The sequence below is a fragment of the Bradyrhizobium sp. Ec3.3 genome (assembly GCF_000472925.1).
Lineage (GTDB): Bacteria > Pseudomonadota > Alphaproteobacteria > Rhizobiales > Xanthobacteraceae > Bradyrhizobium.
This window is the reverse complement of sequence record NZ_AXAS01000015.1, coordinates 52,645-74,889: the sequence shown is the minus strand read 5'-3', so window position 1 is coordinate 74,889 and position 22,245 is coordinate 52,645. Positions and strand designations below refer to the sequence as shown.

19 protein-coding genes are annotated in these 22,245 nt (G+C 65.3%); 11 read left to right on the top strand and 8 right to left on the bottom strand.

Annotation, left to right across the window (positions count from 1 at the left end):
* Window positions 1–114 precede the first annotated feature (114 nt).
* Window positions 115–876 carry an SDR family oxidoreductase gene (locus tag YUU_RS0117115; RefSeq protein WP_027523489.1) on the bottom strand — a complete coding sequence of 254 codons (762 nt, stop codon included), beginning with the start codon at window positions 874–876 and terminating at the stop codon, window positions 115–117.
* 86 nt (window positions 877–962) lie between these two features.
* Between YUU_RS0117115 and YUU_RS0117110 the strand changes: the two genes are divergently transcribed.
* On the top strand, window positions 963–2,492 hold the full coding sequence (locus tag YUU_RS0117110) for a malonyl-CoA synthase (protein ID WP_027523488.1): 1,530 nt from the start codon (window positions 963–965) through the stop codon (window positions 2,490–2,492).
* A gap of 281 nt (window positions 2,493–2,773) precedes the next feature.
* On the opposite strand, the gene YUU_RS0117105 is transcribed toward YUU_RS0117110, so the two are convergent.
* Window positions 2,774–3,634 (bottom strand): sulfite exporter TauE/SafE family protein, encoded by an 861-nt coding sequence (locus YUU_RS0117105; RefSeq protein ID WP_027523487.1) that lies wholly within the window; start codon window positions 3,632–3,634, stop codon window positions 2,774–2,776.
* A 529-nt stretch (window positions 3,635–4,163) separates the two neighbouring features.
* Here YUU_RS0117105 and sdhC point away from each other — a divergent pair.
* The 10 genes from sdhC (at window position 4,164) to YUU_RS58715 (ending at window position 15,814) form a co-directional block, all read left to right on the top strand.
* Window positions 4,164–4,562 carry a succinate dehydrogenase, cytochrome b556 subunit gene (gene sdhC, locus YUU_RS0117095; RefSeq protein ID WP_027523486.1) on the top strand — a complete coding sequence of 133 codons (399 nt, stop codon included), beginning with the start codon at window positions 4,164–4,166 and terminating at the stop codon, window positions 4,560–4,562.
* On the top strand, window positions 4,559–4,963 hold the full coding sequence (sdhD, locus tag YUU_RS0117090; protein WP_027523485.1) for a succinate dehydrogenase, hydrophobic membrane anchor protein: 405 nt from the start codon (window positions 4,559–4,561) through the stop codon (window positions 4,961–4,963). Before sdhC ends, sdhD begins: the two co-directional genes overlap by 4 nt.
* A gap of 3 nt (window positions 4,964–4,966) precedes the next feature.
* On the top strand, window positions 4,967–6,802 hold the full coding sequence (gene sdhA, locus YUU_RS0117085; RefSeq protein WP_027523484.1) for a succinate dehydrogenase flavoprotein subunit: 1,836 nt from the start codon (window positions 4,967–4,969) through the stop codon (window positions 6,800–6,802).
* A gap of 24 nt (window positions 6,803–6,826) precedes the next feature.
* On the top strand, window positions 6,827–7,609 hold the full coding sequence (locus tag YUU_RS0117080) for a succinate dehydrogenase iron-sulfur subunit (RefSeq protein ID WP_027523483.1): 783 nt from the start codon (window positions 6,827–6,829) through the stop codon (window positions 7,607–7,609).
* Window positions 7,610–7,804: 195 nt separating this feature from the next.
* Window positions 7,805–9,943, top strand: coding sequence for a hybrid sensor histidine kinase/response regulator (locus YUU_RS0117075; protein ID WP_027523482.1), 2,139 nt, complete (start codon window positions 7,805–7,807; stop codon window positions 9,941–9,943).
* A 58-nt stretch (window positions 9,944–10,001) separates the two neighbouring features.
* Entirely contained in the window at window positions 10,002–11,960 is a 1,959-nt protein-coding gene (locus YUU_RS0117070; protein WP_027523481.1) for an ABC transporter ATP-binding protein/permease, read from the top strand.
* A gap of 62 nt (window positions 11,961–12,022) precedes the next feature.
* A complete protein-coding gene (locus YUU_RS0117065; protein ID WP_027523480.1) occupies window positions 12,023–12,865 on the top strand; it encodes an FkbM family methyltransferase in 843 nt (280 codons plus the stop codon).
* Window positions 12,866–12,889: 24 nt separating this feature from the next.
* A complete protein-coding gene (locus tag YUU_RS0117060; RefSeq protein WP_027523479.1) occupies window positions 12,890–13,276 on the top strand; it encodes a VOC family protein in 387 nt (128 codons plus the stop codon).
* 83 nt (window positions 13,277–13,359) lie between these two features.
* Window positions 13,360–13,638, top strand: a complete 279-nt coding sequence (locus YUU_RS61205; RefSeq protein ID WP_084801468.1) for a hypothetical protein — start codon at window positions 13,360–13,362, stop codon at window positions 13,636–13,638.
* Window positions 13,639–13,786: 148 nt separating this feature from the next.
* Window positions 13,787–15,814, top strand: coding sequence for an OmpA family protein (locus tag YUU_RS58715; RefSeq protein WP_156944355.1), 2,028 nt, complete (start codon window positions 13,787–13,789; stop codon window positions 15,812–15,814).
* A gap of 202 nt (window positions 15,815–16,016) precedes the next feature.
* Here YUU_RS58715 and argG read toward each other — a convergent pair whose 3' ends face one another.
* The 6 genes from argG to YUU_RS0117020 form a co-directional block, all read right to left on the bottom strand.
* Entirely contained in the window at window positions 16,017–17,354 is a 1,338-nt protein-coding gene (gene argG, locus YUU_RS0117045) for an argininosuccinate synthase (RefSeq protein ID WP_027523476.1), read from the bottom strand.
* A 95-nt stretch (window positions 17,355–17,449) separates the two neighbouring features.
* Entirely contained in the window at window positions 17,450–18,226 is a 777-nt protein-coding gene (locus YUU_RS0117040) for a phosphatase PAP2 family protein (RefSeq protein WP_027523475.1), read from the bottom strand.
* 134 nt (window positions 18,227–18,360) lie between these two features.
* Window positions 18,361–18,855, bottom strand: a complete 495-nt coding sequence (locus YUU_RS0117035) for a hypothetical protein (protein ID WP_027523474.1) — start codon at window positions 18,853–18,855, stop codon at window positions 18,361–18,363.
* A gap of 178 nt (window positions 18,856–19,033) precedes the next feature.
* Window positions 19,034–20,242, bottom strand: a complete 1,209-nt coding sequence (gene rlmN, locus YUU_RS0117030; RefSeq protein ID WP_156944353.1) for a 23S rRNA (adenine(2503)-C(2))-methyltransferase RlmN — start codon at window positions 20,240–20,242, stop codon at window positions 19,034–19,036.
* A gap of 204 nt (window positions 20,243–20,446) precedes the next feature.
* Window positions 20,447–21,091 (bottom strand): invasion associated locus B family protein, encoded by a 645-nt coding sequence (locus tag YUU_RS0117025; RefSeq protein ID WP_027523472.1) that lies wholly within the window; start codon window positions 21,089–21,091, stop codon window positions 20,447–20,449.
* Window positions 21,092–21,219: 128 nt separating this feature from the next.
* Window positions 21,220–22,059 carry an SDR family oxidoreductase gene (locus YUU_RS0117020; protein ID WP_027523471.1) on the bottom strand — a complete coding sequence of 280 codons (840 nt, stop codon included), beginning with the start codon at window positions 22,057–22,059 and terminating at the stop codon, window positions 21,220–21,222.
* Window positions 22,060–22,245: the final 186 nt, after the last annotated feature.

The following is a 22,245-nucleotide window of genomic DNA, read 5'->3' as shown; positions in this document are numbered from 1 at the left end:
ACCACAAGTCTTCGCCAAACCACTCCCTGTGGTTATGGGCCCCCGCCCCCCGTGCGCAATTGCGCACTAGGCGGGGGCGACGAGTTGGGATTGGGGCAACGACGGAGTGTAATCTCAATCCCTGCTGAGCGGCGTCTGGATAAAGCCGCGATTATGCGTGGGGCTGATCAGCACCTCGTTGATGCAGACGCGCGGGGGCATCGAGGCGATGAAGGCGATGGTGCGGCCGAGATCTTCGGATTGCAGCATCCTCGCCTGCTCCTCCTCGCTGGGCACGACGGGGCGCAGTTTCAGGATCGGCGTCGCCACTTCGCCCGGCATCAGGCAGCAGGCGCGCAGGCCGTTGACGCACTCGTCCATGTTGAAAGAATGGGTCAGCGCCAGCACCGCATGTTTGGTCGTGGTGTAGGCCGGGCCCGGCATTTTCGAAACGTGGCGGCCGGCCCAGGACGAGACGTTGATGATGCATCCGTCCTGCTGCCTGCGCATCGCCGGCAGCACCGCGCGCATGCAATAGAGCACGCCGTTGAGGTTGATCTCGACGAGCTCGTCCCAACCCTCCAGTTCCATGTCGTCCCAGCTTCGCCTGGGAACGTTGATGCCGGCGCTGTTGACCAGGAGGTCGATGCGGCCGTGCTTGGCCAGGATCTGATCAGCCGCCTTCTGCACATCGGCGGCAATGCTGACATCGAGCGGGATCGCCTCCGCCGCCCCACCGTCTTTGGCGATCTTGGCAACCACGGCATCCAGCGCGTCCTTGCGGCGGCCGGACACCACCACCGTCCAGCCGTCGGCCGCGAGCGCCTCCGCGCCGGCCTCCCCGATCCCGCTGCCGCCGCCGGTGACCCAGGCCACGCGTTTCCTTTCGTTTGTCATGCAAACTGTCTCCGTTGCTTCATCGGGGCTGTTTTTGCTAATCCAGCCCTCGGTTTTGACCGGCCTTCGCCGTTGAGGAATGTTGCATGAACCAAGCTGCCAACGCCAATCTGTTTTCCCGCCTGTTCGATAACCTCGAGGATCCGACGCGGCTTGCGATCGAGACCCATGACGGCAGCCGCATCACCTATGGCGAGCTGATCGCACGCGCGGGCCAGATGGCGAATGTGCTGGTCGAGCGCGGCGTGAAGCCTGGCGACCGCGTCGCGGTGCAGGTGGAAAAATCCGTCGCCAATATCGTGCTGTACCTCGCAACCGTGCGGGCCGGCGCGGTCTATTTGCCGCTCAACACGGCGTACACGCTGAACGAGCTCGACTACTTCATCACCGACGCCGAGCCGTCACTGGTGGTCTGCGATCCCTCCAAGGCCGACGGCATCGCCGCGATCGCCGCCAAGGTGAAGGCCAAGGTCGAGACGCTCGGGCCCGACGGCAAGGGCTCGCTGACGGACGCCGCCGCGAAGGCGAAGAGTGAGTTCGCCACCGTGGCGCGTGCCAACGACGATCTCGCCGCAATCCTCTACACGTCAGGCACCACCGGTCGCTCCAAGGGCGCGATGCTGTCCCACGACAATCTCGCCTCGAACTCGCTGACGCTGGTCGACTACTGGCGCTTCACCGAACAGGACGTGCTGATCCACGCACTGCCGATCTACCACACCCACGGCCTGTTCGTGGCGACCAACGTCACGCTGTTCGCGCGCGCCTCGATGATCTTCCTGCCGAAGCTCGATCCGGACCTCATCATCAAGTTGATGGCGCGCGCCACCGCGCTGATGGGTGTGCCGACATTCTATACGCGCCTCCTGCAAAACCCCGCGCTGTCGCGCGAGACGACCAAGCACATGCGTCTCTTCATCTCCGGCTCGGCGCCGCTGCTCGCCGAAACTCATCGCGAATGGTCTGCGCGCACCGGGCATGCCGTGCTCGAGCGCTACGGCATGACCGAGACCAACATGAACACGTCGAACCCGTATGACGGCGAGCGCGTGCCCGGCGCGGTCGGCTTTCCGCTGCCCGGCGTGTCCGCCCGCGTGACCGATCCCGAGACCGGCAAGGAGCTGCCGCGTGACGAGATCGGCATGATCGAGGTGAAGGGACCGAACGTCTTCAAAGGCTATTGGCGCATGCCGGAGAAGACCAAGTCCGAATTCCGTCCCGACGGCTTCTTCATCACCGGCGATCTCGGCAAGATCGACGCCAAGGGCTACGTCCACATCCTCGGCCGCGGCAAGGATCTCGTGATCTCCGGCGGCTTCAACGTCTACCCGAAGGAAATCGAGAGCGAGATCGACGCCATGCCGGGCGTGATCGAGTCCGCCGTGATCGGCGTGCCGCATGCTGATTTCGGCGAAGGCGTCACGGCCGTCCTGGTCTGCAACAAGGGCGCCGATGTCACCGAGGCCGCGGTGCTGAAGGCGCTCGACGGCCGGCTCGCAAAGTTCAAGATGCCCAAGCGCGTCTTCGTCGTCGACGAGCTGCCACGTAATACGATGGGCAAGGTGCAGAAGAACGTCTTGCGGGATACCTACAAGGATATTTACACGAAGAAGTAGCGCCGCGCTCCACTCTCGCTGTCGTCCTGGCGATAGCCAGGACCCATTACCCCAGGGAAGAGCTGCGGCGCGAGGCGGTAACTACGAGTCTTCGCCAAACTATTCCCTGTGCTAATGGGTCCTGGATCGACGCTCGCTCCGCTCGCTTGTCCAGGACGACGTGGGTTGAGGCCGGCGCCACAATGAATCGTCATTGCGAGCACAGCGAAGCAATCCAGACCGCCGCCACGGAGAGATTCTGGATTGCTTCGCTACGCTCGCAATGACGGAATGTGCAGCGCTTATTGCCCACCCAGCAAACTCAGCACAAACCGGCTGCCCACGATGAAGAGATAGCAGCCGAACGCGGTCTCCAGCGTGCGCTTTGACATCGCATGCGCGGCTTTCACACCGAGCGGTGCGGTGACGAGGCTCATTGGCATCACCAGCACGGTGCCGATCAGCGAGACATAGCCGAGCGCGACCGGCCATTGCAGCGCTGCGACCTCGGGAAAACGCGCCGCCGCCGGCCAGCCGGCATAGATGTAGCCGAGCGCGCCGGGGATCGAGATCAGCACCGCGAGCGCCGAGGAGGTCGCGACCGCCTGATGGATCGGGCGGCCGTAGAACGTCATCAGCAAATTGGAGAACAGGCCGCCGCCGATTCCCATCAGCGTCGAGAGGATGCCGACCAGAAAGCCGTAAGCGCGCATCAGCGGCCCTTTCGGCAGGTCGTCACCGAACTTCCAGGTCTCGCGCGCGAAAATGAGCCGCGCCGCGGCGGAATAAGCGACGGCGACGAAGACGATCTTGAACAGCCGCTCCGGCGCGTAGCGCGCAACCACGCTGCCGGCGATGACGCCGATGACGATCGGCAGCCACCAGACGCGCAGGACCGCCATGTCGACCGCGCCGCGCTCGTAATGCGCCTGGAACGAGCGGATCGATGTCGGGATGATGACCGCAAGCGAGGTGCCGACGCAGAGCGGCATCCGCACCTCCAGCGGCACGCCGGCGATGCGGAAGCATTCGTAGAACACGGGGACCAGGATCGCGCCGCCGCCGATGCCGAACACGCCGGCGAGAAAGCCGGAGAGCGCGCCGACCGCGATGAGCAGCAGCGCCAGCTCGACGATGTCCTGGAGAGTGAGACCTGCAGTCACGCGAATCGTATCCCGGCACGTGAGCCACGACCCCCCAGGTCGATGCACCCGGACGAAGCGCGACGCGTCCGCAACTTCTAGGCTATCTCGCTCGTGGTCGTCAGCGGGTAGCGACAGGCGCGGGATGCAGGGCACGCATATCGGAAGCGCCTTGGAGGGATGACGGACGTGAAAACAGCTCAAGCGGCAGGCGCGGCAGGCTTCTTCGCGGTTCCGCCCCAGGTCGCTTTGGCCGCGCTTTTCGGCATGAACGGACTGGTTCGCGTGAGGACGATCCTCTTGCGATTTCAAGTCGCGAAGCGAGGCCCCCAAGAAACGGCGTAAGATTCAGCTCTTCAACATCCCGATGTCGTTCTGGTATACCAAGCTCCTGATCAGCCTTGCTTCGTGATCCCTCTAGAGCTGAACGCTGGTTCGCTTTATGGCGATTTGGTGATTGCGTGGATAGATTCGACTCCGTAAATAGGGCCGACCTTTCGCGATCCCCGCGCGCCCCATGCTGGGCCGCAATAAAACACCAAAGCCGCCCATGACCGCACGGATCGAACGACCGCTTTCACCACACCTGCAAGTCTACCGCTGGACGCTGACGATGGCGCTATCCATCGTCCACCGCGCCACCGGTATCGCGCTCTATTTTGGAACGGTTCTGCTCGCCTGGTGGCTGATTGCGGCGGCGTCGGGCCCGGGGGCCTACGGCAATGTGCAGGCCTTCACCGGCAGCTTCTTCGGCCGTCTCATCGTGTTCGGCTACACCTGGGCCCTGATGCATCACATGCTCAGCGGCATCAGGCATTTCGTCTGGGACCTCGGCTACGGCTTCAAGGCCAATGAGCGCGAGGCCCTGACCTGGGGCGCGCTGATCGGTGGCATCTCGCTCACTGTCCTGATCTGGATCATTGCCTACGCGATCGGAGGCGGACGATGAGCACGCCCGATACACCCAAGCGCAGCATGCGCACGCCGCTCAGCCGCGTCCGCAACCTCGGCGCCGCGCATTCGGGCACGTCTGACTTCTGGCGCCAGCGCCTCACCGGCGTCGCGATGACGCTGTTGATGCTGCCTGTGATCGTGGTCGTCATGATGCTGCTCGGCAGCAACCAGGCCGGAGCCAAGGTGATCCTCGGCTCGCTGCCGATCGCGCTGATCCTCTTGCTCTTCATCTTCGCCAGCGCCTGGCACATGAAGATCGGCATGCAGGTCGTGATCGAGGACTACGTCCACAACGAGAAGCTGAAGCTCGTTGCGGTCATGCTCAACAACTTCTTCTCGATCGCGGTGGCGCTCGCCTCGACCTACGCGATCCTCAAGCTGTCATCCGGAGTGTAACCCATGGCCGCCACCACGAATGGCAAGGGCAGCGGCGCTCCCGCCACCAACGGAAAAGCCTATCCGATCGAAGACCATACCTATGACGTCGTCGTGGTCGGCGCGGGCGGTGCGGGCCTGCGCGCCGTCGTCGGCTGCAGCGAGGCGGGCCTGCGCACGGCCTGCATCACCAAAGTGTTCCCGACGCGCTCGCACACCGTCGCGGCGCAGGGCGGCATCTCCGCTTCGCTCGGCAACATGCACAAGGACGACTGGCGCTGGCATATGTACGACACCGTGAAGGGGTCGGACTGGCTGGGCGACCAGGACGCGATCGAATACATGGTGCGCCACGCGCCGGAAGCCGTTTACGAGCTCGAGCACTGGGGCGTGCCGTTCTCGCGCACCGAGGACGGCAAGATCTATCAGCGCCCGTTCGGCGGCATGACCATGGACTACGGTAAGGGCCAGGCGCAGCGCACCTGCGCGGCCGCCGACCGCACCGGTCACGCCATGCTGCACACGATGTACGGCCAGTCGCTCCGCCATGCGGCAGAATTCTTCATCGAGTTCTTCGCCATCGACCTGATCATGGACGACCAGGGCGCCTGCCGCGGCGTGATCGCGCTGAAGCTCGATGACGGCACGCTGCATCGCTTCCGCGCCCAGACCACGATTTTGGCGACCGGCGGTTATGGCCGCGCCTACGCCTCCTGCACCTCGGCCCATACCTGCACCGGCGACGGCGGCGGCATGGTGCTGCGTGCCGGCCTGCCGCTCCAGGACATGGAGTTCGTGCAGTTCCACCCGACCGGCATCTACGGTTCGGGCTGTCTCGTCACCGAAGGCGCGCGCGGCGAGGGCGGCTATCTCGTCAACTCCGAAGGCGAGCGCTTCATGGAGCGCTACGCGCCGTCGGCCAAGGACCTCGCCTCGCGCGACGTCGTCTCGCGCGCGATGACCATCGAAATCCGCGAGGGGCGCGGCGTCGGCAAGAAGAAGGACCACATCTTCCTGCATCTCGACCATCTCGATCCGAAGGTCCTGCAGGAGCGGCTGCCGGGTATTTCCGAATCGGCAAAGATCTTCGCCAATGTCGACGTGACCCGCGAGCCGATCCCGATCGTGCCGACCGTCCACTACAACATGGGCGGCATCCCGACGAATTATCACGGCGAGGTGCTGACCAAGAAGGATGGCGACGACAACGCCGTGATACCGGGCCTGATGGCGATCGGCGAAGCCGCCTGCGTCTCGGTGCACGGCGCCAACCGTCTCGGCTCCAACTCGCTGATCGACCTCGTGGTGTTCGGCCGCGCCGCGGCGCTGCGCTGCGCCGAGAAGCTCACCGCCAACGGCAAGCAGCCGGAGCTGCCGGCGAACTCCGCCGAGCAGTCGCTCGGCCGCCTCGATCATTACCGCTACGCCTCCGGCGGCACGCCGACCGCGAAGCTGCGCGAGGGCATGCAACACGTGATGCAGAACAATTGCGCGGTGTTCCGCACCGGCGAGGTTCTGAGCGAAGGCCAGAACCTGATCCAGAAGGTCCACAGCGGCATCACCGACATCGCGGTGTCCGACCGCTCGCTGGTGTGGAATTCGGACCTCGTCGAGACGCTCGAGTTCGACAATCTGATCTCGCAGGCGGTGGTGACGATGAACTCGGCCGCCAACCGCACCGAGAGCCGCGGCGCGCATGCCCGCGAGGATTATTCCGAGCGTGACGACAAGAACTGGATGAAGCACACGCTGGCCTGGCTCGACGATGCCGCCAAGGTCACGATCGACTACCGCCCGGTGCACAACTACACCATGACCAACGACGTCCAGTACATCCCGCCGAAGGCGCGCGTGTACTGAGCGAAAGCGAAGGCCTGATCGAAAATGGTTGAATTCGCACTTCCGAAGAACTCGAAGATCACCGGCGGCAAGACCTGGCCGAAGCCCGCGGGCGCGACGGACTTGCGCGAATTCCGCGTCTATCGCTGGAACCCGGACGACGGCAAGAACCCGAGCGTCGACACCTATTACGTCGACACCAACGACTGCGGTCCGATGGTGCTGGACGGCCTGATCTGGATCAAGAACCACATCGACCCGTCGCTGACCTTCCGCCGTTCCTGCCGCGAGGGCGTCTGCGGTTCCTGCGCCATGAACATCGACGGCCAGAACACGCTCGCCTGCACCCGCTCGATGCACGACGTGAAGGACGGCGCGGTGAAGATCAACCCGCTGCCGCACCAGCCGGTGGTGAAGGATCTCGTCCCCGACCTCACCAATTTCTACGCGCAGTATGCCTCCGTCGAGCCGTGGCTGAAGACGACTTCGCCAACGCCGCAGAAGGAATGGCGCCAGAGCCACGAGGACCGCGAGAAGCTCGATGGCCTCTACGAGTGCATCCTCTGCGCCTGCTGCTCGACCTCCTGCCCGAGCTATTGGTGGAACAGCGAGCGCTATCTCGGCCCCGCCGCCCTGCTCCAGGCCAACCGCTGGGTGTCCGATTCGCGCGATGAGGCGACCGGCGAACGGCTCGACAATCTCGAGGACCCGTTCCGGCTCTATCGCTGCCACACCATCATGAACTGCGCCAAGGCCTGTCCGAAAGGCCTCAACCCCGCAGAGGCGATCGCCGAGCTGAAGCTGAAGCTCGTCGAGCGGCAAGTTTAAGCGAACTTTTATGCATCGGCGGCGGCCGGGCATGGCCGCGGCCGTATTGCTACCTATAGTAGCTTAGCTCAGGATTGCTACTGGCGCATCCTTCGCGGGCGGCGACGCGCCGGCCGCAACCAAAGGTTCCCATCACAAGCCACTTCCTTCCCTGCGGGAAATTCAAGTAAGCTTCGTTCCGGGTCAGGAGCGACTGTGCAGGGTGCGCAACGCAATTCGTTGAAACTGCTGCAGTGGATGATGGCGGCATCCCTGGCGCTGCCGATTGCGCTGTTCATCATCGCCTCGGCGATCTCCTATCATTCGACCAACGACATCGCCGACCGCGAGATCGAGCGCACGCTCGACGTCGCCCATGAGCATGCGCTCAAGGTGTTCGAGACCATCGATCGCAGCCTCGCCGAGCTCAACGAGGTGGTGCGCGGCCTTTCGGACGAGGCCATCCGGTCGCGCGAGGGGGCGCTGCATCTTCGCCTGAAGCGGCTGACCGATTCGCTGCCGCAGCTCAAATCTGTCTGGATCTTCGATGCGCAGGGCCATGCGCTGGTCAACAGCCTGTTGTCGCCGGCGCCGCAGGTCAGCTTCGCGGACCGGGATTATTTCAACGCCCATGTCGACCAGACCATCGGCACCTTCATCGGCACGCCGCTGACGCCGCGCCAGCCCTACCAGGGCGCCCGCTTCTTCGGCATGAGCCGCCGCCGCGAGTCCGACGACGGCAGCTTCATCGGCGTGATCCAGGCCTCGGTGTTTCCCGAATATTTCGAGAGCTTCTACGCGCGCATCGGCAGCGATCCCGGCAGCTTCTTCGCGCTGGGGCGGACCGACGGCGTCCTGCTCGCGCACTATCCGCACCTCGATCGCGATGTCCGGCTCGACCCCGGTGGGCCGGTCGGCCGGAAGATCGCGCTGAGCCCCGCGCACGGGCTGATGACCATCGCCTGGCCCGCCGACGGGATCGAGCGGCGCATCGGCTACAAGCGCGTCGCCGAATATCCGATCTATGTCAGCGCGGGGCTCGAGACCTCGGCGATCCGTTCGCGCTGGCTCGCCACCATGGGCCAGCACCTGATTTTCGGTCTGCCTGCCACCGCCCTGCTCTTCTTCATCCTCGCGCTGGCGTTCCGGCGCACGCAGAACCTCCAGGCCGAAGCGGCACGGCGGCGCGACGCCGAGGAGGCACTCAAGCACAGCCAGCGCCTGGAGGCGCTCGGACAGCTCACCGGCGGCGTGGCGCACGACTTCAATAACCTGCTGACCGTGATCCGCGCCTCCATCGACCTGTTGAACCGACCGCAATTGTCGGAGGAGAGGCGGCAGCGCTACATCAACGCCATCACTGATGCGGTCGCGCGCGCCGCAAAGCTGACCTCGCAGCTCCTGGCCTTCGCACGGCGGCAGACGCTGAAGCCCGAGGTGTTCGACGTCGGCACGCGCGTGCAGTCGCTGCGCGACATGATCGCCACGCTGACGGGACCGGCCATCGAGATCGTGATGCGGCTGCCGGCGGCGTCCTTTCTCGTCAACGCCGATGCCGGCCAGTTCGAGACGGCGCTGTTCAATATGGCGGTCAATGCGCGCGATGCGATGCAGGGCCGCGGCAGGATCACGTTCACGGTGGAGGCGGCGACGGCCGTTCCCGACAGCCTGACACATCTCGTCGGCAGCCATGGCTTCATCACCGTCACGGTCACCGATACCGGGTCCGGCATCCCGATAAGCCAGCTCGGCCGCATCTTCGAGCCGTTCTTCACCACCAAGCAGGTCGGCCACGGCACCGGGCTCGGCCTGTCGCAGGTGTTCGGCTTCGTCAAGCAATCCGGCGGCGAGGTGACGGTTGCGAGCGAGGTCGGCCGCGGCAGCGCCTTCACGCTCTATCTGCCGCGCGTGCCCGCCGAGGTGCTGCCGCAGCGGCAGGCGCCCGACACCGCACCGGCACTCGCTGGCAGCGGCATGTCGGTGCTGGTCGTCGAGGACAATATCGAGGTGGCCAATTTCGCCGCCGATGGTCTCACCGAGCTCGGCTACAGCGTCACGCTGGTCGACAATGCCGGCGATGCGCTCGCCGAGCTGACGGTGGACGCGGATCGCTTCGACGTGGTGTTCTCCGACGTGGTGATGCCCGGCATGACCGGCCTCGATCTCGCGCACGCGATCCGCGACCGCGGCATCGACGTGCCAATCGTGCTCACCAGCGGCTACAGCCACGTGCTGGCGCAGGACGGCAGCTTCGGCTTCGAACTGCTGCAAAAGCCCTACTCGATCGAGGCGCTGTCGCGCGTGCTGTACAAGGCGGCACGGCTGCGCCGCGTGCGGGATGGAGCGGCGGAGTGACTTCCGCGAGCCGCTGAAGCCAGAAGGAACCGGCTGATTTCCCTCGCGTTGTTCAGCAATGCAAAAGCCGGCCGCCGAACGCGAAAAGGGCAGGAAGCCGCCCATCATCGAGATCGCCGGCGAGAACGACGAGGAGGTCGCTCCGCCGCCTCCGGAGATTCTCGAATCGGGCGCCGATCTATCGCCTGAGGAGATCGAGGAAGCGCGGAAAGACTATCTGCTGACCCGCTTCTGGATCAGTGCAAGGGGCTTTTGGGGCCCAAATGGCGATCGGCTGGCCTGGCCGTTCTCGATCGGGCTCGGCGTCCTGATCGTCGCCACCGTCGGCTTTCAGTACGGCATCAACGTCTGGAATCGCGCGATCTTCGATGCGATCGAGCAGCGCGACGCCTCCACCGTCTACCATTTGACAGCGGTGTTCTTTCCGCTCGCATTCGGCAGCGTCGCGCTCGGGGTGGCCCAGGTCTTCGCGCGCATGCGCATCCAGCGCCGCTGGCGCGCCTGGCTCACCGCAAGCGTGCTGACGCGATGGCTCGCCAATGGCCGCTACTATCAGCTCAATTTGGTCGGCGGCGACCACGACAATCCCGAATACCGGATTGCGGAAGACCTGCGCATCGCCACCGATTCACCAGTTGACTTTCTCGCCGGCGTGACCGCGGCATTCCTGTCGGCGGCGACCTTCATCGTCGTGCTCTGGACCATCGGCGGCGCGCTCACGGTCAGGCTCGGCGCCACATCGCTCACCATTCCCGGCTTCCTCGTGATCGCCGCCGTCGTGTATGCCGCGATTGCCTCGGGTTCGATCGCAGTGATCGGCCGGCGTTTTGTGAGGGTCTCCGAGGACAAGAACCAGGCAGAGGCCGACTTCCGCTACACGCTGACGCGCGTGCGCGAGAACGGCGAGAGCATCGCGCTGCTCGGCGGCGAAGAGGAGGAGCGCGACGGCATCGACCGCAACTTCAGCAACGTCTTGCGCCAATGGGCCCGGCTCGCTGGACAGCACATGCGCACCACCCTGGTGTCTCAGGGCTCGAGCCTTGTTGCTCCCGTGGTCCCTCTCTTGCTCTGCGCACCGAAATTCCTCGACGCCAGCATGACGCTCGGGCAGGTGATGCAGGCCGCCTCCGCCTTCACCATCGTGCAGAGCGCGTTCGGCTGGCTGGTCGACCACTATCCGCCGCTGGCCGACTGGAACGCCTGCGCCCGGCGCATTGCCTCGCTGATGATGTCGCTCGATGGTCTCGAACGCGCCGAGCAGGGTGACGGCATCGGGCGTATCAAGCGTGGCGATACGGACGATGATGCGATGCTGGAGCTGCGCGATCTCTCCGTCACGCTCGACGATGGTACCGCGGTGGTCGGCGAAACCGAGGTGGTCATCGAGCCCGGCGAGCGGCTGCTGGTGGCCGGCGAATCCGGCACCGGAAAGAGCACGCTGGTGCGCGCGATCGCAGGCCTGTGGCCATGGGGTGGTGGCAGCGTCAACCTCCATCCCGACCGGCGGCTTTTCATGCTGCCGCAGCGTCCCTACGTGCCGACCGGGAGCTTGCGCCGCGCGGTCGCCTATCCGGGCGCAGCCGAAGACTGGACGGTCGATGAGATCTGCGCAGCCCTGCGCAAGGTCGGCCTCGATCATCTCAAGGAGAAGATCGAGGAGGAGGGCCCATGGGACCAGACGCTGTCCGGCGGCGAGAAGCAGCGTCTCGCCTTCGCGCGGCTGTTGCTGCACAGCCCGGACATCGTGGTGCTTGACGAGGCGACCTCGGCGCTCGACGAGAAGAGCCAGGACAGGATGATGAAGATGGTCACGGACGAACTGCCGAAGGCGACCATCGTCAGCGTGGCGCATCGCGCCGAACTCGAGGCCTTTCATAGCCGCAAGATCGTGCTGGAGCGGCACAGGGGCGGTGCCAGGCTCGTGAGCGACGTCGACCTCATCCCGCGCAGGGGTAAGCGGCGGCTGCTCGGCAGCTTCCTGCGCCAACGCAAGCCGGCACCGAAAAAGGCGGTCTGAGCGACGTTGGAGTCGGGGGGAAAACCGGCTATGCATGCGCCGCTCGCAACGAGGACCTCTGCTTGACGCCCGATACCGACCCCGCGCCATTCGGCGCGTTCGCGCCGAATGCGGCGCAAGCTGCGATCATTTCGCTTGCGCACCGCTCCGGGCTGAAGCGCGGCGCGTTCCGCCCGTGGCTGTCGCGGCTTGTCAACCTGCTGCGCGCGGGTCCCGTCGACGTGCAGTATCAGGGCGCCTCGTTCCGCTTCCATCACCAGGCGAGCGCGACCGAGCGCGGTGCGCTGTTCAACCCCGACTATAATCTCGACGAGCTCGAGTTCCTGCGGCAGCACACACCAAGCGGCGGGGTGTTCGTCGACGTCGGCGCCAATGTCGGCACCTTCGCGCTGGTGATGGCGCGCCATGTCGGCGCGCAGGGCAGGATCGTCGCAATCGAGCCGCATCCCATGACCTTCGCGCGGCTCTCGTTCAACAACCAGGCGTCGGGATCGATCCAAGAATCGACCCGGGGATCGATGCAGGTCCGCCTCGTGCAGGCTGCGGCCGGCGATGCCGACGGCGAGCTGATGATCGAGACCGACGGCGACAATCTCGGCGCCAGCCATGTCGTGACCGGCACGGCGACGGCAAGGGCCATCAAAGTGCCGTCGTTACGGCTGATACGCATCCTCGAGGAATCCGGCGTCACGAAGGTCGATGCCCTCAAGATCGACGTCGAGGGCTTTGAAGACCGCGTGCTGATCGGCTTCTTCCGCGACGCGCCGCAATCGCTATGGCCCCGCGCTGTCGTGATCGAGCATCTGTCACAAAACGAATGGCGCGAGGATTGTATTGCAGACATGGTGGCGCGCGGCTTTGCCATCACGCGCAAGACACGGAGCAACACCTTCCTGTCGCGCTGACGACGATCAACGACGGAGATTCCGATGATCGATCACATGGGTTTTCCTGTTTCCGACTATGAGCGCGCCAAGGCGTTCTATACCAAGGCGCTGGCGCCGCTCGGCTACAGCCTGATCATGGAGGTCACGCAGGAGCAGACCGGCCACGATCCCGCGGCGGGCTTTGGCGCCGACGGCAAGCCGGACTTCTGGATCGGCGGCGAAGGCGCGTTGAACAAGCCGGTGCACGTCGCGATTCTCGCCAAGGACCGCGCCACCGTGGATGCGTTCTACAAGGCGGCCATCGCGGCCGGCGGGCGCGACAATGGACCGCCTGGCATTCGCGCGCATTATCATCCGACTTATTACGGCGCCTTCGTGCTCGACCCCGATGGTCACAACATCGAAGCCGTCTGTCACGCGCCCGAATAGGCCTGTTCCATCGTCATGATGCGCGGGAACATCGACGCATCGGCAACGTTATCGTCTTTCGAGCAACGATATGTCGATGATGGATGACGCCGATCGAACCCCCGGAGATTCCGCCGGCAACACCGGGCACACCGAGTGAGCCGCCACCAGGAATTCCACCGGGCAATCCGCAGCCGGATATCGTGCCGCCTGTGCGCGAGCCCGGCGAGTCACCGCGACCCGATGAATTGCCCGGCCGTGTCCCGGAGGAGATCCCGCCGCGCGGACCGAACGGGCCGCGCACGCCCAATCCCGCGACGGATGCGAATTTGTCGCATCGTCACATTCGAGGCGATTGCAAGATGGGCCTGAATGCGCAATGAACGTCGATGTTCTGAAGTGATTTGCATGCAGAAATAAATCGAGACGCGGCTGCTTCGCCCGCCACAATCCGGCCTAACGCGTATCCGTTGATCGCAACACTGACTCCAAGAACTTCCTCTACAAGAACCTTCCCCAGGATCTCATCACATGACTCAATTTCGCTTCGTGCTGCTTGCCACGACGGCTCTGACCGCGATGCCATTCGCAAGCTCCGCATCGCACGCGCAAAGCGCACCCATCGTGATCGCGCAGGCGCAGGGCGAAACCGGCCCTGACGGAAAACCGAAGCAGCCATCGCGGGAGCAGCCGAAGGCGCCGCCGCAACAACCGCCGGCCGCTCGCCCCGCACCGGCCCCACCGCCGCCTCCGCCCGCGGCTCCACAGCGTCCGAGTGCGCCGCCGCCGACGGCTGCGCCTCCGCATGCCCCGACACCACCACCTCCGGCGGCTGCGCCGACACGGCCGACGCCTCCGCCGCCGCCACCACCTCCGGCGCCAGCGGCTCCAAAGCAACCATCGCCACCCCCGGCGGCGGCACCGCAGCAGCATGCGCCGACGCCACCTCCGCCGCCTGCGGCTGCACCGCCCGCGCGCGTTGCCCCGACACCGACGCCAACACCGCCGCCTCCGGCAGCGCCGTCGCGCGTTGCTCCGACACCGACGCCGACGCCCCCTGCCGCGCCTCCGGCACGGGTCGCGCCGACGCCAGCGCCGACAGCGACGCCTGCACCGGCGGCACCAACGACGCGCGCCACGCCGACCCCGACGCCCGCGCCAACTGCTACGCCCGCTCCTGGCGGTGCGACGACCACGCCACCGGCAGGTCGCACGGGTCCGGCACCGACGCCCGCCCCCGGCGCAACCCCGGCCCCGACAGCAACGCCGGCTCCCGGCGGAGCCATGACGCCGCCGACCGGACGTCAGGGCGCAACGCCCCCTGCAACCACACCGCCAGCCGGCACGCCGCCTGCGGGTGCGCCCGCTGCCGGAACTCCGCCTGCGCCGCAGGCGGGCGCCCCGGCCCGGCCCACGCCTCCCGCCGGCGCCGCGGCGCCAACTGTCGTCCCTGGCACGCCAGCCGCAGCGCCACCGCCCAACAGGGCGCAATACGCTCCGCCGACGGTTGCGCCGGCCTTCCGGGCCGCGCCGACGGTCGCAGCGCCGCTGCCGCCACCGCCGCGCCCGCCGCAGCGTGATCTGACGCCGCTCGCTATCGGAGCGGGCGTGGTGGCCGGTGCCGTGATCGGCGCCACCATCGCCGACTACCGCAACCAGCGACAGGAGGTCGTCGAAGGCGGCCGCACCGTCTACACCGAGCCGGACCGCATCATCATCCGCGACCCGGGCGGGCAAGCGTACGTCCGCGGCAACGATCTCTATCGCTTCCGCTATGGCGCCCGCGACATCCGCAGCGAGACGGTCGGCGGCGAAACCCGCACCGTCGTGATCCGTCCCGACGGCAGCGAGGTGATCACCGTGGTCGGTCCGGACGGTCAGTTGCTGCGGCGTATCCGCAGGGACCCCGGCGGGCGCGAGATCATCATCATCGACAACAGCTACCGTGATCCGCGGTCGGTCGGCGGCTTCTATGTCGACGTGCCGCCGCCGGTGGTGAACATTCCCTACGATCGCTACATCGTCGACGCCCAGGAGGCGTCGCCGGACGTGATCTACCAGACCATGGAGGCACCGCCGGTGCAGCGGATCGATCGGCGCTACTCGCTCGACGAGATCCGTTACAGCCCGAATGTTCGCATGCAGATGCCGAGCATCGACGTCAACACGATCAACTTCGAGACGGGGTCGTGGACCATCCCGCCGGACCAGGCTGCGAGGCTGCAGGTGATCGCCGACGGTCTCAACCGGGCGATCCAGCGCAACCCGCGCGAGGTGTTCCTGATCGAGGGCCACACCGACGCGGTCGGCAACGACGTCGACAATTTGTCATTGTCGGACCGCCGTGCGCAGGCCGCGGCCGAATTGCTGACCCAGCAGTTCAATGTGCCGGCGGAGAACCTGACCTCGCAGGGCTACGGCGAGCAGTATCTGAAGGAGCAGACGCAGGGGCCGAGCCTGATCAACCGGCGCGTCACCATCCGCCGCATCACGCCGCTGCTCAACGGCGGCCAGGCCTCGCTGCCGCCGCCCCCGCCAGGCACCACGCCGCCGCGGTAAGCGCAGCCACAAATGCAAAATGGCCGGGAGCGATCCCGGCCATTTTTGTTTCTTGCACTCTCGTGCCCCGGCTCATCTACTATCGGTGCAATTGGATCGAGATTCTGGGTCCCGGCTCTGCGACGCACCGCCATAGCGCGTCGAAGACGCGCGTGAACGCGCTTATGGCGCTACATCGCGTCCGGGACACGAGCAGACGCGCTTAGCCCTTGTCGCTCTCGAGCCGGAAGATCTGCGAGCCTTCGCCGCCCGACAGCAAGCCGCTCTCGGTGTAGAGCTTGAGCTTGGTGCGGGTGTCGGCGATGTCGAGGTTGCGCATGGTGAGCTGGCCGATGCGATGCTCCGGCGTGAACGCCGCGTCCTCGACCTTCTCCATGCTCAGCCGCTCCGGCGCATAGGTCAGGTTGGGGCTTTCCGTGTTGAGAATCGAATAGTCGTTGCCGCGGCGCAGCTCGAGCGTCACCTCGCCGGTGACGGCGCGCGCGACCCAACGCTGCGCGGTTTCGCGCAGCATCAGCGCCTGCGAATCGAACCAGCGGCCCTGGTAGAGCAGACGGCCGAGGCGCAGGCCGCTGACGCGATATTGCTCGATGGTGTCCTCGTTGTGGATGCCGGTGACGAGGCGCTCATAGGCGATGTGCAGGAGCGCCATGCCGGGCGCCTCGTAGATGCCGCGGCTCTTGGCCTCGATGATGCGGTTCTCGATCTGGTCGCTCATGCCGAGGCCATGGCGGCCGCCGATGGCATTGGCTTCCAGGAACAGCGCGACAGGATCTGCAAAGGTCTGGCCGTTGAGCGCTGTGGGCTGGCCCTCCTCGAAACGCACCACGACCTTCTCGGCCTTCACAGTGCAATCGTCGCGCCAGAACGGCACGCCCATGATGGGATTGACGATCTTGATGCCGCTGTCGAGGCTCTCGAGATCCTTTGCCTCGTGCGTGGCGCCGAGCAGATTGCTGTCGGTCGAATAGGCCTTCTCCGCGCTCATCTTGTAGGCGAAGCCTTGGGCGGTCATGAACGCCGACATTTCGGCGCGGCCACCGAGCTCGTCGATGAACTGCTGGTCGAGCCAGGGCTTGTAGATGCGCAAGGATGGATTGGTCAAAAGACCGTAGCGATAGAAGCGCTCGATGTCGTTGCCCTTGAAGGTCGAGCCGTCTCCCCAGATGTTGACGCCGTCTTCCTTCATCGCGGCAACCAGCATCGTGCCGGTCACGGCGCGCCCGAGCGGCGTGGTGTTGAAATAGGTGATGCCGCCGGTCGAGATGTGGAAGGCGCCCGACTGGATCGCGGCGATGCCTTCGTGGACGAGCTGCGTACGGCAATCGACGAGCCGCGCCTTTTCGGCGCCGAACTCCATCGCCTTGCGCGGGATCTCGTTGTAGTCGGCTTCATCCGGCTGGCCGAGATTGGCGGTATAGGCATAGCAGCGCGCGCCCTTCTGCTTCATCCAGAGCAGCGCTGCGCTGGTGTCGAGACCGCCGGAGAAAGCGATGCCGACCTTTTCTCCCTTGGGCAGGCTCTTCAGAATCGTAGTCATGGCGCTTCCAATCGGATCTTAAGGGGCTGATGTCGTCTTTCGGTGTGACTTGCGCGATTATCAAATTTCGCGTGCATGGGCACGCCTTTAATGGCTTACATCGACGCTGCCGGGCCGGTTTTGCGGCCGAACAGGCGCTGGCGGAGCCGATAGGCCGGCCAAGCCAGCCGGGTCAGGGCGGCATCGACCGCCTCGTCGGAAAACCGTGTCCGCGGCCAGCGGTAAATCAGGGCGTAGGCGAGCCAGATCACCAGGAAGGTGACGAGGCCGGCGATCGAGACGTCGGTGAAAAAGTGCCCGCCAAAGGCCATGCGCAGGCCGCTGGTGACTGTGCCGAACACCACGGCCCCGGCATAGGCGAGCGGCCGCCACGTGGGCGGCGCCAGCGCAGCCGGCGCCAGCGTCCAGAACGCGGTCGCGCCCTCGCCGGAGAAGAACGAGCAGTTGCGTCCGCAGCCGCCGCGCGGATCCCACCACGGCACGAATGACAGGTCACCGGCGAACTCGGTCACGACCACCGGGCGCGGCCGGCCCCAATAGGATTTGAAGGCGAGATTGGTGAGAATGCCGGCCGACAGCGTCAGCGTCACCAGCAGGAAGACGATCGTTCGTCCCGAGACCATCAGCGGCCGGTCGGGCCTGACCAGCTTGACCACCAGCGCCACGATCGATGGAACTGCGAACGCCCAGGCGATCCACATCGCCGCATCCCGCGCAAAGCCGGCCCAGCCATTCAGCTTGAGCGGAAAGGTCTTCGTCTCAGGATCGAAGAACAGCGAGGCGAGCTTGAGATCGAGCTCGGGAAAGACGCCGAAGACGACGCCGATCACGAGCCACAGCGCCAGCGCGATGAAGAGTCCAGTCCGGTTCATGGCGCGCGGTTTAGCCGAGCGGGATGGGGATGGAAACCCTTCGGCTGTCATTCCGGGGCGATGCGAAGCATCGAACCCGGAATCTCGAGATTCCGGGTTCGGTCCTGCGTACCGCCCCGGAATGACTACATTACCTACAGCGCATCCGGCCGCGAATTCGACGGCAGCGGCGGGGGCGGCTTGCGCGGGGGCGGCGGATGGCGCCAGGCGCCCGCATTGCGACCGGCGATCATCCAGTACACGACCCCGGCAACGATACCCGCGCCGGTCATGATCTCGAGATGGCGGCGCACGATGCCCTCGAACTCGAGCGTCTCGGGATGGAACGGAATAAGGCCGAGATAGCAGGCAAGCCCGACCAGCCCGCCACCGACCGCATAGGCGAGCGCACTGCGGATATAGAAGGCCTCGGTGATCGCGACGATGACCATCGCCGGCAACAGCGCGAAGCCGGAGATGAAGATGAAGCCAAAGCCGAGCAGGACGTCGATCGTGCCTTCATCAACCGGACCTGCGCCGAGATCGGAGAATTCCGGGAACAGCAGCGCAGCCACGACGATCATGCCGCCGACCAGGCATGAGGCCAGAAAGCCGAGAAAGATCACGACGAGGCGCCCGATCAGTGCCATCGGACGCATCCATCATCGTTGACCGAATGTAACACAACGTCCCCCACCGTCATTCCGGGGCGCGCGTAGCGCGAACCCGGAACCTCGAGATTCCGGGTTCGGGTCGTCCAGCCGCCCCGGAATGACTGCCTAGAAATAACGATGCCCGGCCATGACGGATGTTGATGGCCGCTTCATGTCAATCGGTCATCGCCATCGCGCGCAGCGCCTGGCGCTCGCGAACCGAGAGCTTTTCCGTCTCCGATTTGAGCTGGCCGCAGGCGGCGAGGATGTCGCGGCCGCGTGGCGTACGCACCGGCGAGGAATAGCCGGCGTTGAAGATGTATTCGGAGAATTTTTCGATCTGGTCCCAGTCCGAGCATTCATAGGCCGTGCCGGGCCAGGGATTGAACGGGATCAGGTTGATCTTGGCCGGGATGCCCTTGAGCAGCTTCACGAGGAGCCTGGCGTCGTCGAGGGAATCGTTGACGCCCTTGAGCATCACATATTCGAAGGTGATGCGGCGCGCGTTCGAGGCGCCCGGATAATCGCGGCAGGCCTGCAGCAATTCCGCGATCGGATATTTGCGATTGAGCGGCACGAGCTCGTTGCGCAGCTCGTCGCGCACCGCGTGCAGCGAGATCGCGAGCATGACGCCGATCTCGTCGCCGGCGCGCACGATGTTCGGCACCACGCCCGAGGTCGACAGCGTGATGCGGCGGCGGGAGATGCCGATGCCTTCATTGTCTCCGACGATGAGCAGGGCATCGCGCACCGCGTCGAAATTGTAGAGCGGCTCGCCCATGCCCATCATCACGATGTTGGTGACGAGGCGCGTGCCGTTCTCGCGATCGGCCCAATCATTCAGGCGATCGCGCGCCACCATCACCTGCCCGACGATCTCGCCGGCGGTGAGGTTGCGTACCAGCCGCTGCGTGCCGGTGTGGCAGAAGGAGCAGTTCAAGGTACAGCCGACCTGCGAGGAGACGCACAGCGTGCCGCGATCGGTCTCGGGAATGTAGACGCACTCGACTTCATGCGCCCTCTCGACATTGTCACCGCTCGGCAGGCGCAACAGCCATTTGCGGGTGCCGTCATTGGAGATCTGCTCGGCCACGACTTCGGGCCGGTCGACGGTGAAGTGCTTTGCGAGCTCGGCGCGGATGTCCTTCGAGATCGAGGTCATCTCGTCAAAGCTCCTGGCGCCGCGGAAATAGATCCAGTGCCACAATTGCTGCACACGCATCTTGCGCTGCGCGGGCGCTACGCCGATCTCGCCGAGGCGTTCGGCAAGCTCGCTCCGCGACAGGCCGATGAGCGAGGGCCTCGCCGGCGGCACATAGGTTTCGAGCGGGACCTTTTCCAAGGGAAGCCCGGCGGCAACGGTGTCGGTCGATTGAACGGTCATCGTCATTCTGTCTTGAGAAAAACTCTCGCCCCTCATCCTGAGGAGCGCGCATCGCGCGCGTCTCGAAGGATGAAGGCCCGGAACAAGCATCTCGGCCTCGCGGTTCGAGACGGCGCTTGCGCGCCTCCTCACCGTGAGGGGAAGCAGCTTTCAAATAGGCGTTTGAAAGCCCCCAAACAACGCCAAATTAGCGCGAAACGCACCCTACCGCTTACAGTCCTGCGCGATTCGATCGAGGGCCTGCGCCAGGCCCTTGAGCGAGAAGGTGTCGGTGGTCTCGGTCCCCTTGGCCGAGACGCCCTTGACCACGAGATCGGCGGATTTGCGCATGGCCTCGACCATCCGCTCCTCCTCGGCCGCGTTCTTGATCCAGAGGCCGTCGCCTTGCGTGTACATCGCGTAGGACGCGCCCCCGACCTCGAGGGTCGATTCCGAGCCCGGTTTCAGCGCGTAGCCGATCATGACCGAGACTTCGTTGTTGACCCTCTCCGACGGCCGGGTGGAGACGAAGGCATACGCCGGATCGCGCGGGCGGTTCGGCGGATTGGTCTTCGAGGACGAGGGTTTTGCCAGCGCAAAACAGACTTTCTTGCCGTTGGGCGTCGCCGAATAGGCGCCCCAGGTGCCGAACTGGCCGATCAGGGACGGCTCCGCACCGCCTGCAATGGCCGGAGGCGGCGCCACCGGTTTACTCTCGGGCTTTGCCGCCGTCTTTGCTGCGGTCTTGGCATCCGCGGCCGGCTTAGCCACTGCCTTCGGCGCCGGTTGTGCGGTTTGCGCGCGCGCAAGATCGGCGATCCCGCACGCCACCACGCCAGTCATCAAGGATAAAAAAAGCACCCGCCACATCCTGGAGTGGTTCCCTCAATATTGTGACTGGAAGATGGCCCGGCCGGACTTTGTCCCGCACCCAAAATAGCCGGTAAGAGCCTGATTCGGAACGAGGTTACAGGGAAGAAAGTCCTAGTCTTTCGGTCTTAGCCCTTGGATCTGGCGGCGCGCTGCGCGGCCCATTGCGCCTCGGTCCAGCCGAGCAGGTCCTCGGCGCCGGAACTGCGCAAATGGGCGCCGCCGTCGATCACCACCATCTCGCCATTGATATAGCCGGCGCGGTCCGAGACCAGAAAGCTGGCGAGATCCGCGAGCTCGGCATGCTCTCCGGTGCGGCCCAGCGGATTGCGCGACGCCCAGCCCTCATCGCGGCCCTCCGGGCGCAGCTGGCCGGAGGCGCCGGCGGTCGGGAACGGACCCGGCGCAATCGCCACGGTGCGGATGCCCTTCGGCCCCCATTCAACCGCGAGGCTCCTGCTCATCGCCAGCACGGCCGACTTCGCCATCGCTGAGGGCACGGTGAAGGCACGGCCGGTAATGGTCGAGGTCGAAAGGATCGAGAGCACGACGCCCTTGTGCGCGCCTTCGATCCAGCGGCGGCCCGCCGCAAGCGTGCAATACATCGCGCCGTGCAGCGTCGGCGCCAGGATCGCGTCCGCGGCACGGAATGAGAGATGCTCGCTCTGCGCGATGAAGGTCGCGGCCGCATTGTTGACGAGGATATCGAGCGGCGCCTCGCGCCAGATCTGATCCATCATGCCATCGACCGCCGCGCCGTCGCGGACATCACAGACGATGGTTGTGACCTTGCCGCCGGTCTCGTTTCGCATCTCGCTGGCGGCAGCCTCGAGGCGATCGCGCTTGCGGCCGCAGATCACGAGCTCGGCGCCGAGCGCGCGGAAGCGACGCGCCATCGCAGCACCAAGTCCGGAGCCGCCGCCGGTAACCAGGATGCGCTTGTCCCTGAGCAGGCCTGTTTCAAACATCGTTTGAATCCTCCCGTTCGCAAACATCGCCATTGCGAGCGCAGCGAAGCAATCCAGACTGTCGCCGCGGAATGATTCTGGATTGCTTCGCTGCGCTCGCAATGACGGAGAATAGGCCTACGCATCGCTTTGAACAAAGAAACCGGATTGTGGGCTGGCGTTAAATCCGGCAAAAGCAGGCAAACT

Coding starts and splice junctions, on each gene's coding strand:
- YUU_RS0117070 (WP_027523481.1), top strand. CDS start 10,002: ATGCAAAAGCCGGCCGCCGAACGCGAAAAGGGCAGGAAGCCGCCCATC.
- YUU_RS0117035 (WP_027523474.1), bottom strand. CDS start 18,855: ATGGCACTGATCGGGCGCCTCGTCGTGATCTTTCTCGGCTTTCTGGCC.
- YUU_RS0117020 (WP_027523471.1), bottom strand. CDS start 22,059: ATGTTTGAAACAGGCCTGCTCAGGGACAAGCGCATCCTGGTTACCGGC.
- sdhD (WP_027523485.1), top strand. CDS start 4,559: ATGAGCACGCCCGATACACCCAAGCGCAGCATGCGCACGCCGCTCAGC.
- sdhC (WP_027523486.1), top strand. CDS start 4,164: ATGACCGCACGGATCGAACGACCGCTTTCACCACACCTGCAAGTCTAC.
- YUU_RS0117040 (WP_027523475.1), bottom strand. CDS start 18,226: ATGAACCGGACTGGACTCTTCATCGCGCTGGCGCTGTGGCTCGTGATC.
- YUU_RS0117115 (WP_027523489.1), bottom strand. CDS start 876: ATGACAAACGAAAGGAAACGCGTGGCCTGGGTCACCGGCGGCGGCAGC.
- YUU_RS58715 (WP_156944355.1), top strand. CDS start 13,787: ATGACTCAATTTCGCTTCGTGCTGCTTGCCACGACGGCTCTGACCGCG.
- YUU_RS0117110 (WP_027523488.1), top strand. CDS start 963: ATGAACCAAGCTGCCAACGCCAATCTGTTTTCCCGCCTGTTCGATAAC.
- sdhA (WP_027523484.1), top strand. CDS start 4,967: ATGGCCGCCACCACGAATGGCAAGGGCAGCGGCGCTCCCGCCACCAAC.
- YUU_RS61205 (WP_084801468.1), top strand. CDS start 13,360: ATGACGCCGATCGAACCCCCGGAGATTCCGCCGGCAACACCGGGCACA.
- YUU_RS0117060 (WP_027523479.1), top strand. CDS start 12,890: ATGATCGATCACATGGGTTTTCCTGTTTCCGACTATGAGCGCGCCAAG.
- YUU_RS0117025 (WP_027523472.1), bottom strand. CDS start 21,091: ATGTGGCGGGTGCTTTTTTTATCCTTGATGACTGGCGTGGTGGCGTGC.
- argG (WP_027523476.1), bottom strand. CDS start 17,354: ATGACTACGATTCTGAAGAGCCTGCCCAAGGGAGAAAAGGTCGGCATC.
- YUU_RS0117080 (WP_027523483.1), top strand. CDS start 6,827: ATGGTTGAATTCGCACTTCCGAAGAACTCGAAGATCACCGGCGGCAAG.
- rlmN (WP_156944353.1), bottom strand. CDS start 20,242: ATGACCGTTCAATCGACCGACACCGTTGCCGCCGGGCTTCCCTTGGAA.